Here is a 14,269-nt window from a genome sequence, read left to right as displayed (position 1 = left end):
ACGTGCGTTGCTTTCGATCCGCTATGGCCTTATATGGCGACTTTAGCGGAGCTTGAGCCCCCAATGGCAGCCTCAATGGCAGACGCAGACGACGTGCTTTCCGCCGAAGCCGACGACCATTTCCACGACGAATGCGGCGTGTTCGGCATTTTCGGCCGGCAGGACGCCGCAGCCATCGTAACCCTCGGCCTGCATGCGTTGCAGCATCGAGGCCAGGAAGCGGCCGGAATCGTTTCCTACGACGGCACCCAATTCCATGTCGAACGCCATGTCGGCCTGATCGGCGACACCTTCACCAAGCAGCGTGTCATCGACAGCCTGCAAGGCAACCGTGCCATCGGCCACACGCGCTATGCCACCACCGGCGGCTCCGGCCTGCGCAACATCCAGCCTTTCTTCGCCGAACTTGCCGATGGCGGCTTTGCCGTCGCCCACAACGGCAATCTCACCAACGCCATGACCGTGCAGCGCGCGCTGCAGAAGCAAGGCGCCATCTTCTCTTCCACCTCCGATACCGAGACGCTCTTGCATCTGGTTGCCACCAGCAAGGAGCGCGACCTGAATTCGCGCTTTATCGATGCGGTGCGCCAGGTCGAAGGCGCCTTCTCGCTGGTGGCGATGACGTCCAAGAAGATGATCGGCTGCCGCGACCCGCTCGGCATCCGCCCGCTGGTACTCGGCGATCTTGACGGTGCCTGGATCCTCGCCTCGGAAACCTGTGCGCTCGATATCATCGGGGCGCGTTTCGTGCGTGACCTGAAGCCCGGCGAAATGGTCGTCGTCACCAGCAAGGGGATCGAAAGCCTGTTCCCGTTCGAGCCGCAGAAGACCCGCTTCTGCATTTTCGAATATGTCTATTTCGCGCGGCCGGATTCGTCTGTCGAAGGCCGCAATGTCTACGAAGTGCGCAAGCGCATCGGCGCCGAGCTGGCGCTGGAAAGCCCGGTCGAGGCGGACATCGTCGTGCCGGTGCCGGATTCGGGCACGCCGGCGGCGATCGGCTTTTCACAGGCCGCGGGCATTCCGTTCGAGCTCGGCATCATCCGCAACCACTATGTCGGCCGTACCTTCATTCAGCCCGGCGATTCGATCCGCCACATGGGCGTCAAGCTCAAGCACAACGCCAATCGCCGCATGATCGAAGGCAAGCGGGTGGTTCTGGTGGACGATTCGATCGTGCGCGGCACCACCAGCCAGAAGATCGTGCAGATGGTGCGCGATGCCGGCGCGAAGGAAGTGCATATGCGCATTGCCTCGCCGCCGACGCGCGCCTCATGCTTTTACGGCGTCGACACGCCGGAGAAATCGAAGCTGCTGGCATCGCGCATGTCGGTGGAGGAGATGGCCGAGTTCATCCGCGTCGATTCGCTCGGCTTCCTGTCGATAGACGGGCTCTATCGCGCCGTCGGCGAAGCCGGCCGCGACAACGAGCAGCCGCAATTCTGCGACGCCTGCTTCACCGGTCAGTATCCGACCCGGCTTGCCGATTTCGAAGGCTCCGACAATGTGCGCACGCTGTCGCTGTTGGCGGCAGGTGGGTCGTAGGCCTTGCCGGTCCGTTTGTCTCCGTCCCCTTGGCCCCTTACGGCGGTTTCACCTTGCCTGTCGGAATCCATCGTATGAGCCTTGACCTCTCCGGCCGCGTTGCGGTCGTCACCGGCGCGTCGCGCGGTATCGGCTATTTCATCGCCAGGGAGCTTGCCGCGGCCGGTGCGCATGTGATTGCAGTTGCTCGCACCGTCGGCGGCTTGGAAGAACTCGACGACCAGATCAAGGCAGATGGCGGGCAGGCGACGCTGGTCCCGCTCGATCTTGCCGACATGGCGGGGATCGACCGGCTGGGCGGCGCCATCCACGAGCGCTGGGGCAAGCTCGATATACTGGTCGCCAACGCCGCTGTGCTCGGCGTCATCGCCCCGATCGGCCATGTCGAGGCCAAGACCTTCGAGAAGGTGATGACCATCAACGTCACCGCAACATGGCGGCTGATCCGCTCGGTCGACCCGCTGCTCAGGCTTTCAGATGCCGGCCGTGCTATCGTGCTGAGCTCCAGCCTTGCCCACTCCGCACGCGCCTTCTGGGCGCCTTATGCGGCGTCGAAGGCGGCGGTCGAGGCCATGACGCGTTCATGGGCGCATGAGACCGAAAACCTGCCGCTCAGGGTCAATGCCGCCGATCCCGGGGCAACGCGCACCGCGATGCGGGCGCAGGCCGTACCCGGCGAGGATCCTGAAACACTGCCGCACCCTTCGGAGATCGCCAAGCGTATCGTGCCGCTGGCCAGCCCTATGCTCAAGGAGACCGGGCTGATCTTCCAGGCCAAGCACAATCGCTTTGTCGCCTACCGGCAGCCGGAGTAGCCACACATCGCATTTTGCCGGAAGAATTGCGCCGGCACCAACGTTGTTCGGGTGCCACAATTCGAGGAACGGAGGACCATATGCGGAGACTGCTTCTCTTGACTGCCACCGCGCTGCTTGCAGTTATCGGCGCCACGTCGTCGCAGGAGGCAACGATGAGCTTTTTCGTCACCAGCGTCGGCTCCGGCAAAGGCGCCGATCTCGGCGGTGTGGCCGGCGCCGACGCCCATTGTAGTTCACTGGCCGAAGCCGCGGGCGTTACCGGCAAGACATGGCGCGCTTATCTCTCGACCAGCGATACCGATGCACGCGACCGTATCGGCAAAGGCCCGTGGTTCAACGCCAAGGGCGTCAAGATCGCCGATGATGTCGCTTCCCTGCATAGCGATGCCAACGCCATCACCAAACAGACGGCACTCGACGAAAAGGGCCAAATGGTCAACGGCCGCGGCGACACGCCCAACCGGCACGACGTTTTGACCGGCTCCAAGCCGGATGGCGCGAAAATAGCCGACCAGACCTGCGGCGACTGGACGCTGAGCGGAGCAGAAGGTGTGGCGATGATGGGTCATCACGATCGTACCGGCCTCGATGATTCGGCAGCCGCCAAATCGTGGAATTCCTCGCATGCGTCACGCGGTGGCTGCAGCCAGGAGGCGCTGAAGGGCACCGGCGGCGACGGCCTGTTCTATTGTTTTGCGGTGAACTGAACCACAGCCGGAAAACGACCGACATCACGCGGCTGTGATGCCGTGGCTTAACGCCGCGCTTTGGCCCAGCTTTCGCCGCTGGGCCGGAGTTGCTAGGATCGTGCGACTCCCAAACAAGCAGAGCGAGGAAATACTCATGGCGGCACCGAGCGTAGCGTTAGTCTGGTATCTGGTGATCGCCGGCCCGCAAGGCGGCATGGTCGTGCTGCCCAGCACATTCGACACCCGCGAACAGTGCGCCTTCGCCATAACCGAATACCAGAAGCAACCGACGCCGGCCGGCTGGTCGGTGCAGTGCGTGCCGAGCGCCTCGCCCTTCGCCGACGAGGGCGACGCCGAGGAGCCGTCGGCGCAGTAGGACAGCGTGATCTCCCCCCTTGAGGGGGAGATGGCCGACAGGCCAGAGGGGGGTTGGTCCGATCGGGCTCGGCCTGCTGCAGCGGTTGGCGCTTCACGCGAGACAACCCTCTGTCGCCTTCGGCGACATCTCCCCCTGAGGACCCTCAAGGGGAGATCGTCAGCGTCGCGCGCTGACCGTCAGCTCCGGCTTCTGGCTGATGGTCTGAAACACCACGCAGTAGCGCTCGGTCAGCTTGAGCAGCGCATCGATGCGCTCCTGCGGTTCGTCGGTGTCGAGCCCAAATGTCAGCCGGATGGCGCGGAAGCCAACCGGCGCATCCCTCGCCACGCCAAGCGTGCCGCGAAAGTCGAGATCGCCTTCGGCTTCCACCGTGGCGGCTCCAAGCTTGAATTCCAGCGCCGTCGCCACTGCCTTCAGCGTGACACCGGCGCAAGCCACCAGCGCCTCCAGCAGCATGTCGCCGGAGCAGAGTTCGAGCCCGGTGCCGCCGGTCGCCGGATGCAGCCCGGCAATGGCAATCGCCCTGCCCGTCTCGACCTTGCAGGCGATCGATTGGTCGTCGATCGAGCCCTTGGCCTTGAGGGTAATCAGCGCGCGCGAGGCGTCGTCGCGATAGGCCTCCTTCAGCGGCGCCTGCATGGCCTTCAATGCGATCGCGTCCATTTCATTTCTCTCCCATAGTTGTCTGGCTTCGCCGCTTAACGGCGGTGTCGCCTGCCCCAAACGCAAGTCCCCGCTGGCGTAGCGCTTGGCAGGGTTTCGCCCGTATAGCCTGACGATACGGGTGCCCGACATCCAACGCCTTCACACCCTCTCTCGCAACACATTCGTAAGGCCGCCGGACATATGGCCGATATCGCCACCCTGGAAACCCGCGAAAGGGTTCTTGCGGGCCTCCTGTTCAACGGCGCTGCCGTCTGCTGTTTCGATGCACGACGCCTCGATCAAGCTGACACTATGGTGTCAGGACGGGGCAGCGTAAGCTGGTAAAATGACGGAATCGCTGGACATGTCAGGCACAGTGGAAAGCGCCCGCGAACGTACCCTCGGCATCATCCTGGTCTCGGCATCGGCGGCCGTCTTCGGCCTCACCGGCGTGCTGACCAAATCGATCCATGCCGACCCGCTGACCATCACCTGCTGGCGCGGCTTCGTCGGCTCGATCCTGATCAGCCTTTATGTGCTATGGCGTCGCCAGCGCTCCGGCGGTCGCGACAGCCTGCGGCTCGGCTGGCGCGGCTGGCTGCTGGCGATCGAGGGCGCGCTCGCCAGCATCGCCTTCATCTCGGCGTTCAAGTTCACCTTTGTCGCCAATGTCGCGATCATCTATGCCACGGCCCCTTTCGTCACCGCGCTGCTTGCCTTCATGCTGGTCCGCGAGCCGTTCCGGCTGCAGACGCTTGCCGCCGCCGCCGTGTCACTGTGCGGTGTGGCGATCATGGTCTGGTCCGGCTTCGGCACCGGCCATCTGTTCGGCGACGGGTTGGCGCTGCTGATGACGATCGGCAGCGCGCTCTACATGATCATGGTGCGGGCCTTCCGCGATACGCCGGTGGTGTGGGCGGGTGCCATGTCGGCGTTCCTCCTGTTCGTGCTCGGCTGGCTCATCACCGATCCGCTGGCCGTCTCGGCCAGGGACGCTGTGCTTCTAGCCACCTTCGGCGCCTCGTTCGCGCTGGCCTCGATCCTGTGGACGGAGGGCACCCGGCTTATTCCGGCGGCCGAGTCAGGATTGCTGGGCTCGGCCGAAGTGCCATTCGCGATCCTGTTTGCCTTCCTGTTCCTCGCGGAGATCCCGCCGGCAGCCAGCATGCTCGGCGGGGCCATCGTGCTTTGCGCGGTGTTCGCTCACGCCGGCCGAGACTGGCTGATGGCCAAGCAGCGCGCAGCGGATGCATGACCAATCCTCGCCGCGTCCGAGGGCGAGTTGGCGGTCCGATCACGAGAAGTCCGTTCCTCAAAATAAATTTGAAAAGTCATGGAACCATCATAGGGCTCAGTCATTATGGCTGCGACGGGCCACCCCAAGTCCCCCCAAACCCCTCGGCCCGTCCTACTCAGAGCCGACCGCAAGGTCGGCTTTTTCTTTGCTGGCTCAGTTGGCCAAGGCCAGGTTGCCGCTGAACAACGCGGCCAGATCCTGCGCTGGTCGATCGGCATCCTCACGCAAGCGGATGGCGAATTCGGCGACCGGCACTGGCGGCAGATCAAGATCGCGCGGCGCCTCGACGATGCCGGAATGAGCGAAGCGCGCAGTCCTCAACGTCAAGGCGATGCCGGCGTGCACTGCCGTGCGCAGGCCGGCAAGGCTGGCACTGCCGGCAGCAATACGGTAGCGACGGCCGGCCGCATCGAGTGTACTGGTCGCCGCTTCGCGAAACCCGCAATGAGGATCGAGCAGTGCCAAGGACAGTTCGTCATGGCGGGTGGCCAGCCCATTCTGTGAGCAAAGCCAGATCATCGGTTCCTTGAGCACGCCGATTTCGTCGCGTGTCGGCACCTGCCGCATGGCAATGGCCAGATCAAGGGCGCCGGCCTGCAAAGCCTGCGCCAGTTCGGCGGAACGGCCGACGCGCAATTCGATCCTGACGCGAGGATGGCTGACAGCGAAAGCCCTGAGAAGCTGCGGCAAGCCGCTGTCGGCGAAGTCCTGCGTGGTGCCGATGGCGACGCGCCCGTCGGCACGCGCCCCTTTGAGGGCCAGCCACGCCTCGCGGTGCGCGGCAAGGATGCGACGCGCGTGGCCGACAAGATCCTCGCCTGCCGGCGTCAGACCGCGTCCTCGCCCCTGCGGTACCAGCAGCGCTTCGCCGACAACATCCTCGAGCCGCTGCATCTGCGCGGTCACTGCGGACGGCGAGCGGCCGACGATCGACGCAGCCCGCGCCAGGGAACCGCCATCGACGAAAGCGAGGAAAGTCTTGAGGAGGTCGGGATCGAACACCTGCATAATTCGATATTATCAAAGTGTTTATCAAAAACAATTCGATTTTTTTGATTTAATAATGATGGCACGATTTTTTGGACGGCGAGAAACGCCGCTTGAAGCCGAGGAGAAGAAACATGCCGATCATCAATGTCAGCGTTACCGGCAAACCCGATGCCGGTTTGTCAGCCGCCATTGCCAAGGAGGTAACCGAACTGACGGCCATGCATCTGCGCAAAGACGCAACGATTACAGCTGTTGCCATTTCCTATCACGACCCCGAGCACTGGTTCGCCGGCGGCAAGTCGCTGGCCGAGCATGGCGCCAACACGGCTTGGCTCGACATCAAGGTTGTCGACGGCACCAACACCAAGCTCGAGCTGGAGGCGTATCTGCAGGCAATTTTTGCCGCATTCGGCCGGCTTCTGGGCAAGGTGCATGAGGAAAGCTACGCCCTCGTGCATGAAGTACCTGCGGCGGCCTATGGCTTTGGCGGCAAAACGCAGGAATTCCGCTTCATCAGCGGAAGGATGAAAGCGGCGTAGCTGCGATAGGCAGCCGAATCCAGTGATGACAGGAGAAAAGGAAAATGGAGCCGCATTGACGTTGATCCAACTTCGGCTAGGTTCTCACCCGAAGCGGCCACTGAAGAGCCGTGACGTGAGATTGTTGGGAGATGCGGCGATGATCCTGACACTGGCGCTGCTTGCGGGTCTTGTCGCGGAGTGGCTGCTGATCGGCGTGGTGGAGACGTTCCGCCTCGGCCTGCGTTTGAGCCAGGCGCTGCTCTACGTGCCGTTCAAGCTCGCCTACCGGATCAGCGACGAGCGCATCAAGATTGCCCGCAAGTCGGCGGCCCCGGTCATCTACGTCGTTTGGCATCAGTCACGCATCGAGCCGGCGCTGATGCTGTCGCTGCTGCCGGAGGACACGCTGCACATCCTCGACCAGGCTTCGGCCAGGTCGCCGTGGCTGGAGCCGTGGCGTGAGCTCGGCCGCACCATCGCCTTCAACGCCGAGCATGTCTTCGTCAGCCGCAGATTGGTGCGGGTGCTGAAGGGCAAGGGCCGGCTCGCCGTTTACCTGCCGGATGCGGTCGAGCCCGACGTCAAGTCGTTTCGGTTGTTTCGCGCCATCACCCGTATCGCCATGCAGGCCGACGCGCGCATCATGCCGATCTTCGTTGCCGGCGCACGCAGCCTGCCGGCTTCACTGACGCCAGCGGACAAGGCGCCCCGCCACTGGTTTCCGCAGCTGTCGATCAGCGTGCTGGAGCCGATGACCATTGCCGAGTTGGTGGCGCGGAATCCTGATCAGGCCTCCAACACAAATGCGTTGTTCGATCGCTTCGCTGAGGCCAGGCTTTTCGGCAACGATCTCGATCGCGGCCTGTTTCTTGCCATGCGCGATGCCGCCGACCGGGTTGGCGCTTCCCATCCAATTGTCGAGGACGTCATTGGTGGCGCGCTGAGCTACCGGAAAATGTTCATCGGCGCCAGGGTTTTGGGCCACCGCTTCGAGGCAATAACAGCGCCGGGCGAAGCGGTTGGGCTGCTCCTGCCCAACGCTAATGGCGTCGTGCTGTCGTTCGTCGGACTTTTGTCGGCTGCGCGGGTGGCAGCAATGATCAACTATACCGCCGGCCCGGCCAGCGTCACCGCCGCCGTCCGCACGGCGATGATCCGCACCGTGGTCTCCTCACGCGCGTTTGTCGAAAAGGCCAACCTCGCCGACATCGTCGAGGCGGTGGAAAAGGGCGGGGCGAAACTGTTGTGGCTGGAGGATGTCCGCGCAAGCGTGACCGTGCTGGACAAGGCCGCAGCCGCCTTGCTGTGGCGCTGGCCGCTGCAGCGCCAGGATGCGGCCAAGCCGGCGGTGATCCTGTTCACCTCCGGCTCGGAAGGCACGCCCAAGGCAGTGGTGCTGTCGCACCGGAACCTTCTTGCCAATGCGATGCAGGCGGAAGCCCGCATCACCATCTCGCCTGCCGACATCCTGCTAAACGTGCTGCCGGTGTTCCACTCGTTCGGGTTGACCGGCGGCACCATCCTGCCGCTGGTCACCGGAGTAAAGCTGTTCCTCTACCCGTCACCGCTCCACTACAAACTTATTCCGGAGGTGGCGCGCAAGGTCCGGCCAACGGTGATGTTCGGCACCGACACGTTCCTCGCCAACTATGCCCGCACCGCCAAGGACGGCGATTTTTCCAGCCTGCGCTTCGTCGTCGCCGGTGCCGAGGCGGTGAAGCCGGAGACGCGCCGGGTGTACCGCGAGCGCTTCCAGGCCGAGATCATCGAAGGTTTTGGCTTGACCGAGGCCGCACCGGTGGTTGCCGTCAACACCGCCATCCACGGCCGCGACGGAACGGTCGGGCGGCTGCTGCCGGCCATGCGCATGAAACTCGAACCGGTCGAAGGCATCAGCGACGCCGGCCGGCTGTGGCTCGACGGGCCGAACCTGATGATGGGCTACATGACCGCCGATAGGCCGGGCGAGCTGCAGCCGCTCGAAGGCTGGCACGACACCGGCGATATCGTTTCGGTCGATCGCGAAGGCTTCATCACCATTCGCGGCCGCGCCAAGCGCTTCGCCAAGATAGCCGGCGAGATGGTATCGCTTGGTGCGGTCGAGATGCTGGTGCAGTCGCTGTGGCCGGAAGAACATCACGCCGTGGTGGCAGTGCCGGACAAGCGGCGCGGCGAGCGCCTCGTTCTGGTCACCACCGCCGACAATGCGGATCCCGACGAATTGCGCGAATTCGGCAAAAAAGCCGGGGCGGCCGAACTGATGGTGCCGAACGACATCGTCAAGGTCGAAGAGATCCCGGTGCTGGGCTCCGGCAAGACCGACTATGTCTCGACTAGAAAGCTGGCGCTCGAGAGGCTGGGACTGAGCGCAGCCGCCTGAGGTTTGCTGTCGAAACTCCAAAGCGCGTCGCGTTTGACCGGCCTTGTGCGACGCGCTTAGATTCTTGCTTTTGTATGCCGTTATCGCAAAACCGCTGCACATTTTTGCGCGACATCCATTAGAAGACCACTACCGACAACAGCAGAATGATGCCGACGGCCATCATCAGCAGGCCCGGCCAGTTCTGCGACAGGCCGAGAAAACGGAGCCCGCGTCGTCGCGGCTCCAGAGTCGGACCTGGTGTTGCGAGATTGGGCGTCGGACTATCCGGCGCGGCGGAGACAGCGGCCGGCTCACTAAGCCGCCCGCGCATGATGGCCGCAACCGCCATATAGACGAGGCCGGCGACAGTCAGTAACGCGCCGATGAGGATGACAGCCATTTCTCCTCGTTTCCGATGGTTTGCGCCCGATGCGGCAGCTTGCGCGACGTTGACGATGTATCACGACCCGCCGCTCAAACGGACCTACCAACACAAACGATCTGGCCGCCCAGCAAGTTCCGAAAACGGGTTTTTGAGCTGCGTTCCACAGCGCCGCGTGCTCTGCGAGCCGCTCCCAAGTCAAAATCCGTCAGCCAATGTCCGACGACGGCACCTTCTCGCCTTCGCGCTTGGCGCGTCTCGAATAGGCGCGCACGCTGAACGGCAAGAAGACCAGGTAGCCGGCAACCGAGGCCGTCAGCGTATACCAGGGATAGGTCATCAAAAGCAGGACGTAGAGAACGACTGCGAGAATGATCGGCAGCACCCTGTCGCCCGGTATCCTGACGCTCTTGCCGGAATAGACGGGCAATCTGCTGACCAGCAGGAACGCCACCAATATTGTAAAGCCGGTGGCAATGAAGGCCGCCAGGCGGCTGGGTTCAAGCCCAAGCCTGAGGAAGAACAGATAGAGCGGCAGCATCACCAACACCGCACCCGCCGGCGCCGGCACGCCGACGAAATATTCGGTCTGCCACTGCGGACGGTCGAGCTCTTCGTCGAGCACGTTGAAACGGGCAAGCCTCATCCCACAGGCGATGGTGAACAGCAGTGCGGCGATCCAGCCCGGCGAACCTGCCCTATCGAGCAGAAAGGCATAGAGCACCAGCGCCGGTGCCACGCCGAAATTGACGATATCGGCCAGCGAATCCATCTGGGCGCCGAATTTGGAAGTCGCCTTCAGCATTCGCGCCAGACGGCCGTCGATACCATCAAGGAAGGCGGCGAGCAGCACCATCACCACCGCTGGCTCGAAGCGGCCTTCGAAGCCGAAGCGAATACCGGACAGGCCAGCGCAGATGGCAAGCACCGTGACCAGATTGGGCAGCACCATGCGCATCGGGATTTCGCGAATGCGCGGGCCACCGCCGCCATGCGCCTCGAATTTCTTGAACGGCGGCGCCACCGGTCAGGAGACCCGCACGAGCGGCGTTGCAGCAACGCCGCCGAATTCCGCCAGCACCGTCTCACCGCCAACCGCGGTCTGGCCGACGGCGACACGCGGCGTCGCGGTCGAGGGCAGGAATACATCGACGCGCGAGCCAAAGCGGATCAGCCCGAAGCGCTCGCCGGTGCCGATGGCGCCGCCGGGCTCGGCCCAGCAGACGATGCGCCGCGCCACCAGGCCGGCAATCTGCACCGCGGCGACCGTTCCATTGGGGCTTTCGATGACCAGCCCGTTGCGCTCGTTCTCGGTGCTTGCCTTGTCGAGTTCGGCGTTGAGGAATTTTCCTGGCCGATGCTCGATCCTGGAAATGCGGCCACGCACCGGAGAGCGGTTAACGTGGCAGGAAAAGACGTTCATGAATACCGAGATGCGGGTCATTTCGCCGCCGCCGAGGCCAAGCTCGCGCGGCGGCACGGCCGGGCCAACCGCCGAGACGATGCCGTCGGCCGGGCTGACAACCAGCCGCTCGTCGATCGGCGTGACACGCTCGGGATCGCGGAAGAAATAGGCGCACCAGGCTGTCAGGATGAGACCGATCCAGAACAGGGTCGAGGAGAAATAGCCAAGAAAGAGCGTCGCCGCGCCGAACGCAGCGATAAAGGGATAACCCTCGCGATGGATCGGAACGAACGCATTCTTGATCGTGTCAACGAGGCTCATGGGATCAGGACAACCTTGGTTCCAAGTCCGGCCTCAATAGCGGAAACACCCCGCGGTCGCAACGCGACAATGGGGGCGGTTGAGGGTTTGGCGGTCGCGCCGCCGTCTCTCAGAACGACCAAGCGAAATCCACTCAGGCACCCGCTGCCGCCGCTTGGTCGAAATACTCGTCGAGCTCGCGCCGATCGGCCTCCGCCAGGCTCTCTTCGTGGCTGCCGCGCAGCTCGGCGCCGTTCGGGGTCGACTGGAGGAAGAATACGTCCCCGTCGGCCATAACCACCCAGTTCACAACCGTGTCGCCTTCCCTGGCCACGACCGAGTTCGCCGAGACAATTGCTTCGGTCGGATCGAACCCGGCCCTGCGTAGCAAGAGGTCGACAGCGACCGGCGCATGATAGGCTGCGGCCAATTCGAGCACCGTTTCTATTGCCTGCGCTTCAACACGGGCAAGTCTCTTGCCGACGCGCGGGGCGCCGGCAGCGAATGGATTCTCGCCCGGACGCGCGACGTACGAATCCTTCGGGGCGATATATTCATAGACGGCCGCATGCGTGGGCGTGGCGACGGCTAGACGCGGCTCCTTGGCATTGGTGCGCAGCTGAAAAGCCAACAGTTTTTCGCCCTCGACGTCCAGCACCCTTGCCATGCCGAGCGCCAGCTTGACCTCGGGCCTAGGCGCCTCGGCGCATGCAAGGCCGACGCCGACATCACGCCAGCCCGTCATTTGATTGACCAGCTTGCCAACAGAACGATGGAGTAGCCTCGGCTGGCGCCGGGGATTGGTCACGGCCAGCTGATGAATGGCTTCTCGGTAGTCGGCATCCTCAACGATTGCGAGTTCAGGCCACGAGCTTATCCAGCGCGCCGATAGAGCGAGCATCGATGCGGCCTGATCGGCTTGGTAGAATAGACGGTCGAGAGTACTGAGCTTATCGTCAGTACCTCCTTCGAAGCCTGTCTGTTCCTCAGTCTCCTCGGGGTGCTCCGCGACCCAGGCAGCCATTTGGTCCAAAGTCGCCAGTTGTCCGTGCGCGCCCATCTCAGCGAGGGCGGTGCGTGCGTCGGCAATGACGGTGTCGAGTTCTTCGCCAGAATTATAGATGAACTGGCTATGGCCGCCATTGTTGACCTCAGCCAAATAGTCATCGGCATGACAGGCCTGCATTGCCTTGGGGCTGATTTCCGTGGAACGGTAAAGGCCTTGCGAGACCATGGCTTCGACGAATTCTCTGACGGCTACAATGAGACCGAAAGGATTGTCGGCCGCGTCTTCCACGACTGAGCGCGGCACGATCACCGAAGATGATGGCTTGCCTGGGAATGACTGTTTGGACCGAGTCGGTGAAATGGTCGCTGATCGCTGAAATTTCTTCTTAGCCCAGCGGGAAAATCTTTCAAACACGCCAAACGCCCTTCCTGCTTGCCACTACAGGATTCTGCGGGCCAACGTGATTCTTGCATTTGACTTTCTCGTCCGCAAGCACCGGCCGGTTATACTTCATTGAAGAAGGATGAGTGGAGGCGCACGGCGCATCGCGCGGTTCCGTGCGGCTACTCAGGTCAAATATAAACGACGCCGTCGCCATCCTCATTTGTCGGAACGCAGCACTCTCGCCCGTCCTTGGCAAGACAGCGCCTCTCATCGGCCTTTCGGCCTTGACGATTTGCGCAAACTCGGAGGTTCTCGGCCCATGCAGAAATCAGCAGCTAGGCAAGTGCAAGTGGTGATGAACGGCTTGGCCTTCGGCGAGTCACCGCGCTGGCACGATGGCCGGCTGTGGTTCTGCAACTGGGGTACGGGCCAGATCATCGCCGTTGACGCCCTAGGCAACAGTGAGATCGTGCTCACCGTGCCGGCCACCCTGCCCTATTCCATTGACTGGCTGCCGGACGGGCGCCTGCTTGTCGTGTCCGGCCGCGAAGGGCTGATCCTCAGGCAGGAGGTAGACAGGACATTGGTCACCCATGCCGATCTGAGACAACTATCAAAGAGCCCGTGGAACGAGATCGTCGTCGATGGACGCGGCAACATCTATGTCAATGGTGGTGGGCCTGCTCCGGGTCCCGGCCAGCAATTCGGCCCCGGCGCCATCGTGCTGGTCGCACCTGACGGCTCGGTTCAACAAGTGGCTGAGAACCTCGCCTTCGCCAATGGCATGGCGGTGACGCCTGACAATAAGACGCTTATCGTTGCCGAGTCCCACGCCAACCGGCTGACCGCCTTCGACATCGCTGCCGATGGCGGCCTTTCCAACCGCAGGATCTGGGCCAATCTCGGCAACGGTTTTCCAGACGGCATCTGCCTCGATGCCGAAGGTGCGGCCTGGTATGCCGACGTTCCGAACCGGCATTGCGTGCGGGTGCGCGAGGGCGGCGCGATGCTCGAAAGCGTCGATGTCGACCGCGGCTGCTTTGCCTGCATGCTCGGCGGCAGCGAGGGAAAAACGCTGTTCATCGTCGCCGCCGAATGGCGCGGCTTCGAACATATGATCAGCGATGCCCGTAGCGGCCATGTGCTCAGCGTCGACGCTACTGCGCCGGGCGCCGGCTGGCCGTAGAGAGCTTACATCCCGGGAATCCGCTGATAGTTGGCAATATCGGCCTTGACGCCAAGTCGCGCGATGGTCTCCTGAGGATTGAAGCCGCTGCGCTCATGCGCAGCCTTGATGATCGGCACGACCTTGTCGACAGCGGCCTGCCCTTCCCATTCGACAATGGTCACGAGGTTGAACTCGCCCGGCCCCGAGAATTGCTCAAGCAGGAAATCCTGGACGAACCCTTGCTGCTGGCGCAGCAATTCATGCGTCATCCGGACCTTGGCAAGAATCTCGTCGCGGGCGTTGGTCGGAACGACAAACTTGTCCACCCGGAATACGCTGCCGCCACTACCTGCCTGATTTATCCCATTCATATCG

At 63.0% G+C, this 14,269-nt stretch carries 15 protein-coding genes; 8 read left to right on the top strand and 7 right to left on the bottom strand.

Features of this window, described 5'->3' with window-relative positions; genetic code table 11:
- Nucleotides 1-75 precede the first annotated feature (75 nt).
- From purF to NKJ17_RS17700, 4 genes are all read left to right on the top strand, one after another.
- A complete protein-coding gene (gene purF / locus NKJ17_RS17715) occupies nt 76-1,545 on the top strand; it encodes an amidophosphoribosyltransferase (protein ID WP_352479226.1) in 1,470 nt (489 codons plus the stop codon).
- A gap of 74 nt (nt 1,546-1,619) precedes the next feature.
- The gene (locus NKJ17_RS17710; protein WP_352507942.1) at nt 1,620-2,360 is read left to right on the top strand and encodes an SDR family NAD(P)-dependent oxidoreductase; all 741 of its coding nucleotides are present in this window, start codon (nt 1,620-1,622) and stop codon (nt 2,358-2,360) included.
- Nucleotides 2,361-2,440: 80 nt separating this feature from the next.
- Nucleotides 2,441-3,070, top strand: a complete 630-nt coding sequence (locus NKJ17_RS17705; RefSeq protein WP_352507943.1) for a hypothetical protein — start codon at nt 2,441-2,443, stop codon at nt 3,068-3,070.
- Between the two features lie 136 nt (nt 3,071-3,206).
- Nucleotides 3,207-3,428 (top strand): hypothetical protein, encoded by a 222-nt coding sequence (locus NKJ17_RS17700; RefSeq protein WP_254820234.1) that lies wholly within the window; start codon nt 3,207-3,209, stop codon nt 3,426-3,428.
- A 159-nt stretch (nt 3,429-3,587) separates the two neighbouring features.
- Here the strand turns inward: NKJ17_RS17700 and NKJ17_RS17695 are convergent, their stop codons facing one another.
- Nucleotides 3,588-4,094 (bottom strand): OsmC family protein, encoded by a 507-nt coding sequence (locus NKJ17_RS17695; protein WP_352479222.1) that lies wholly within the window; start codon nt 4,092-4,094, stop codon nt 3,588-3,590.
- A gap of 328 nt (nt 4,095-4,422) precedes the next feature.
- Between NKJ17_RS17695 and NKJ17_RS17690 the strand changes: the two genes are divergently transcribed.
- A complete protein-coding gene (locus tag NKJ17_RS17690; protein ID WP_352689582.1) occupies nt 4,423-5,331 on the top strand; it encodes a DMT family transporter in 909 nt (302 codons plus the stop codon).
- A 195-nt stretch (nt 5,332-5,526) separates the two neighbouring features.
- On the opposite strand, the gene NKJ17_RS17685 is transcribed toward NKJ17_RS17690, so the two are convergent.
- Nucleotides 5,527-6,381: a LysR substrate-binding domain-containing protein gene (locus NKJ17_RS17685; protein WP_352508535.1), complete on the bottom strand. Its 855-nt coding sequence runs from the start codon at nt 6,379-6,381 to the stop codon at nt 5,527-5,529.
- Between the two features lie 113 nt (nt 6,382-6,494).
- Here NKJ17_RS17685 and NKJ17_RS17680 point away from each other — a divergent pair, with 113 nt between their 5' ends.
- A complete protein-coding gene (locus tag NKJ17_RS17680; RefSeq protein ID WP_352479219.1) occupies nt 6,495-6,902 on the top strand; it encodes a tautomerase family protein in 408 nt (135 codons plus the stop codon).
- 139 nt (nt 6,903-7,041) lie between these two features.
- Entirely contained in the window at nt 7,042-9,264 is a 2,223-nt protein-coding gene (locus tag NKJ17_RS17675; RefSeq protein WP_352689612.1) for an AMP-binding protein, read from the top strand.
- Between the two features lie 118 nt (nt 9,265-9,382).
- Here the strand turns inward: NKJ17_RS17675 and NKJ17_RS17670 are convergent, their stop codons facing one another.
- The 4 genes from NKJ17_RS17670 to NKJ17_RS17655 all read right to left on the bottom strand — a co-directional run bounded on the left by NKJ17_RS17670 (nt 9,383) and on the right by NKJ17_RS17655 (nt 12,645).
- Nucleotides 9,383-9,646, bottom strand: a complete 264-nt coding sequence (locus NKJ17_RS17670; RefSeq protein ID WP_352508534.1) for a hypothetical protein — start codon at nt 9,644-9,646, stop codon at nt 9,383-9,385.
- 190 nt (nt 9,647-9,836) lie between these two features.
- Complete coding sequence (locus NKJ17_RS17665) at nt 9,837-10,652, bottom strand: CDP-alcohol phosphatidyltransferase family protein (protein ID WP_023677728.1); 816 nt, start codon at nt 10,650-10,652, stop codon at nt 9,837-9,839.
- Between the two features lie 3 nt (nt 10,653-10,655).
- Nucleotides 10,656-11,354 carry a phosphatidylserine decarboxylase gene (locus NKJ17_RS17660; protein ID WP_352508533.1) on the bottom strand — a complete coding sequence of 233 codons (699 nt, stop codon included), beginning with the start codon at nt 11,352-11,354 and terminating at the stop codon, nt 10,656-10,658.
- 133 nt (nt 11,355-11,487) lie between these two features.
- Nucleotides 11,488-12,645 (bottom strand): DMP19 family protein, encoded by a 1,158-nt coding sequence (locus tag NKJ17_RS17655; protein ID WP_352689581.1) that lies wholly within the window; start codon nt 12,643-12,645, stop codon nt 11,488-11,490.
- Nucleotides 12,646-13,045: 400 nt separating this feature from the next.
- Here NKJ17_RS17655 and NKJ17_RS17650 point away from each other — a divergent pair, with 400 nt between their 5' ends.
- Entirely contained in the window at nt 13,046-13,912 is an 867-nt protein-coding gene (locus tag NKJ17_RS17650; protein WP_352508531.1) for an SMP-30/gluconolactonase/LRE family protein, read from the top strand.
- A gap of 5 nt (nt 13,913-13,917) precedes the next feature.
- On the opposite strand, the gene NKJ17_RS17645 is transcribed toward NKJ17_RS17650, so the two are convergent.
- Entirely contained in the window at nt 13,918-14,265 is a 348-nt protein-coding gene (locus NKJ17_RS17645) for an antibiotic biosynthesis monooxygenase (RefSeq protein WP_352689611.1), read from the bottom strand.
- Between the last annotated feature and the right edge of the window lie 4 nt (nt 14,266-14,269).

The sequence above is a fragment of the Mesorhizobium sp. M0208 genome (genome assembly GCF_040322015.1).
Taxonomy (GTDB): domain Bacteria; phylum Pseudomonadota; class Alphaproteobacteria; order Rhizobiales; family Rhizobiaceae; genus Mesorhizobium.
The sequence above is the reverse complement of the archived record's forward strand: the minus strand, read 5'-3'. Positions and strand labels throughout refer to the sequence as shown.

Bases quoted from the DNA above. Each gene is read 5' to 3' on its own strand.
- NKJ17_RS17660 (WP_352508533.1), bottom strand. From the start codon at position 11,354: ATGAGCCTCGTTGACACGATCAAGAATGCGTTCGTTCCGATCCATCGC.
- NKJ17_RS17650 (WP_352508531.1), top strand. From the start codon at position 13,046: ATGCAGAAATCAGCAGCTAGGCAAGTGCAAGTGGTGATGAACGGCTTG.
- NKJ17_RS17690 (WP_352689582.1), top strand. From the start codon at position 4,423: ATGACGGAATCGCTGGACATGTCAGGCACAGTGGAAAGCGCCCGCGAA.
- NKJ17_RS17710 (WP_352507942.1), top strand. From the start codon at position 1,620: ATGAGCCTTGACCTCTCCGGCCGCGTTGCGGTCGTCACCGGCGCGTCG.
- NKJ17_RS17675 (WP_352689612.1), top strand. From the start codon at position 7,042: ATGATCCTGACACTGGCGCTGCTTGCGGGTCTTGTCGCGGAGTGGCTG.
- NKJ17_RS17680 (WP_352479219.1), top strand. From the start codon at position 6,495: ATGCCGATCATCAATGTCAGCGTTACCGGCAAACCCGATGCCGGTTTG.
- NKJ17_RS17700 (WP_254820234.1), top strand. From the start codon at position 3,207: ATGGCGGCACCGAGCGTAGCGTTAGTCTGGTATCTGGTGATCGCCGGC.
- NKJ17_RS17705 (WP_352507943.1), top strand. From the start codon at position 2,441: ATGCGGAGACTGCTTCTCTTGACTGCCACCGCGCTGCTTGCAGTTATC.
- NKJ17_RS17645 (WP_352689611.1), bottom strand. From the start codon at position 14,265: ATGAATGGGATAAATCAGGCAGGTAGTGGCGGCAGCGTATTCCGGGTG.
- purF (WP_352479226.1), top strand. From the start codon at position 76: ATGGCAGACGCAGACGACGTGCTTTCCGCCGAAGCCGACGACCATTTC.
- NKJ17_RS17685 (WP_352508535.1), bottom strand. From the start codon at position 6,381: ATGCAGGTGTTCGATCCCGACCTCCTCAAGACTTTCCTCGCTTTCGTC.
- NKJ17_RS17670 (WP_352508534.1), bottom strand. From the start codon at position 9,646: ATGGCTGTCATCCTCATCGGCGCGTTACTGACTGTCGCCGGCCTCGTC.
- NKJ17_RS17695 (WP_352479222.1), bottom strand. From the start codon at position 4,094: ATGGACGCGATCGCATTGAAGGCCATGCAGGCGCCGCTGAAGGAGGCC.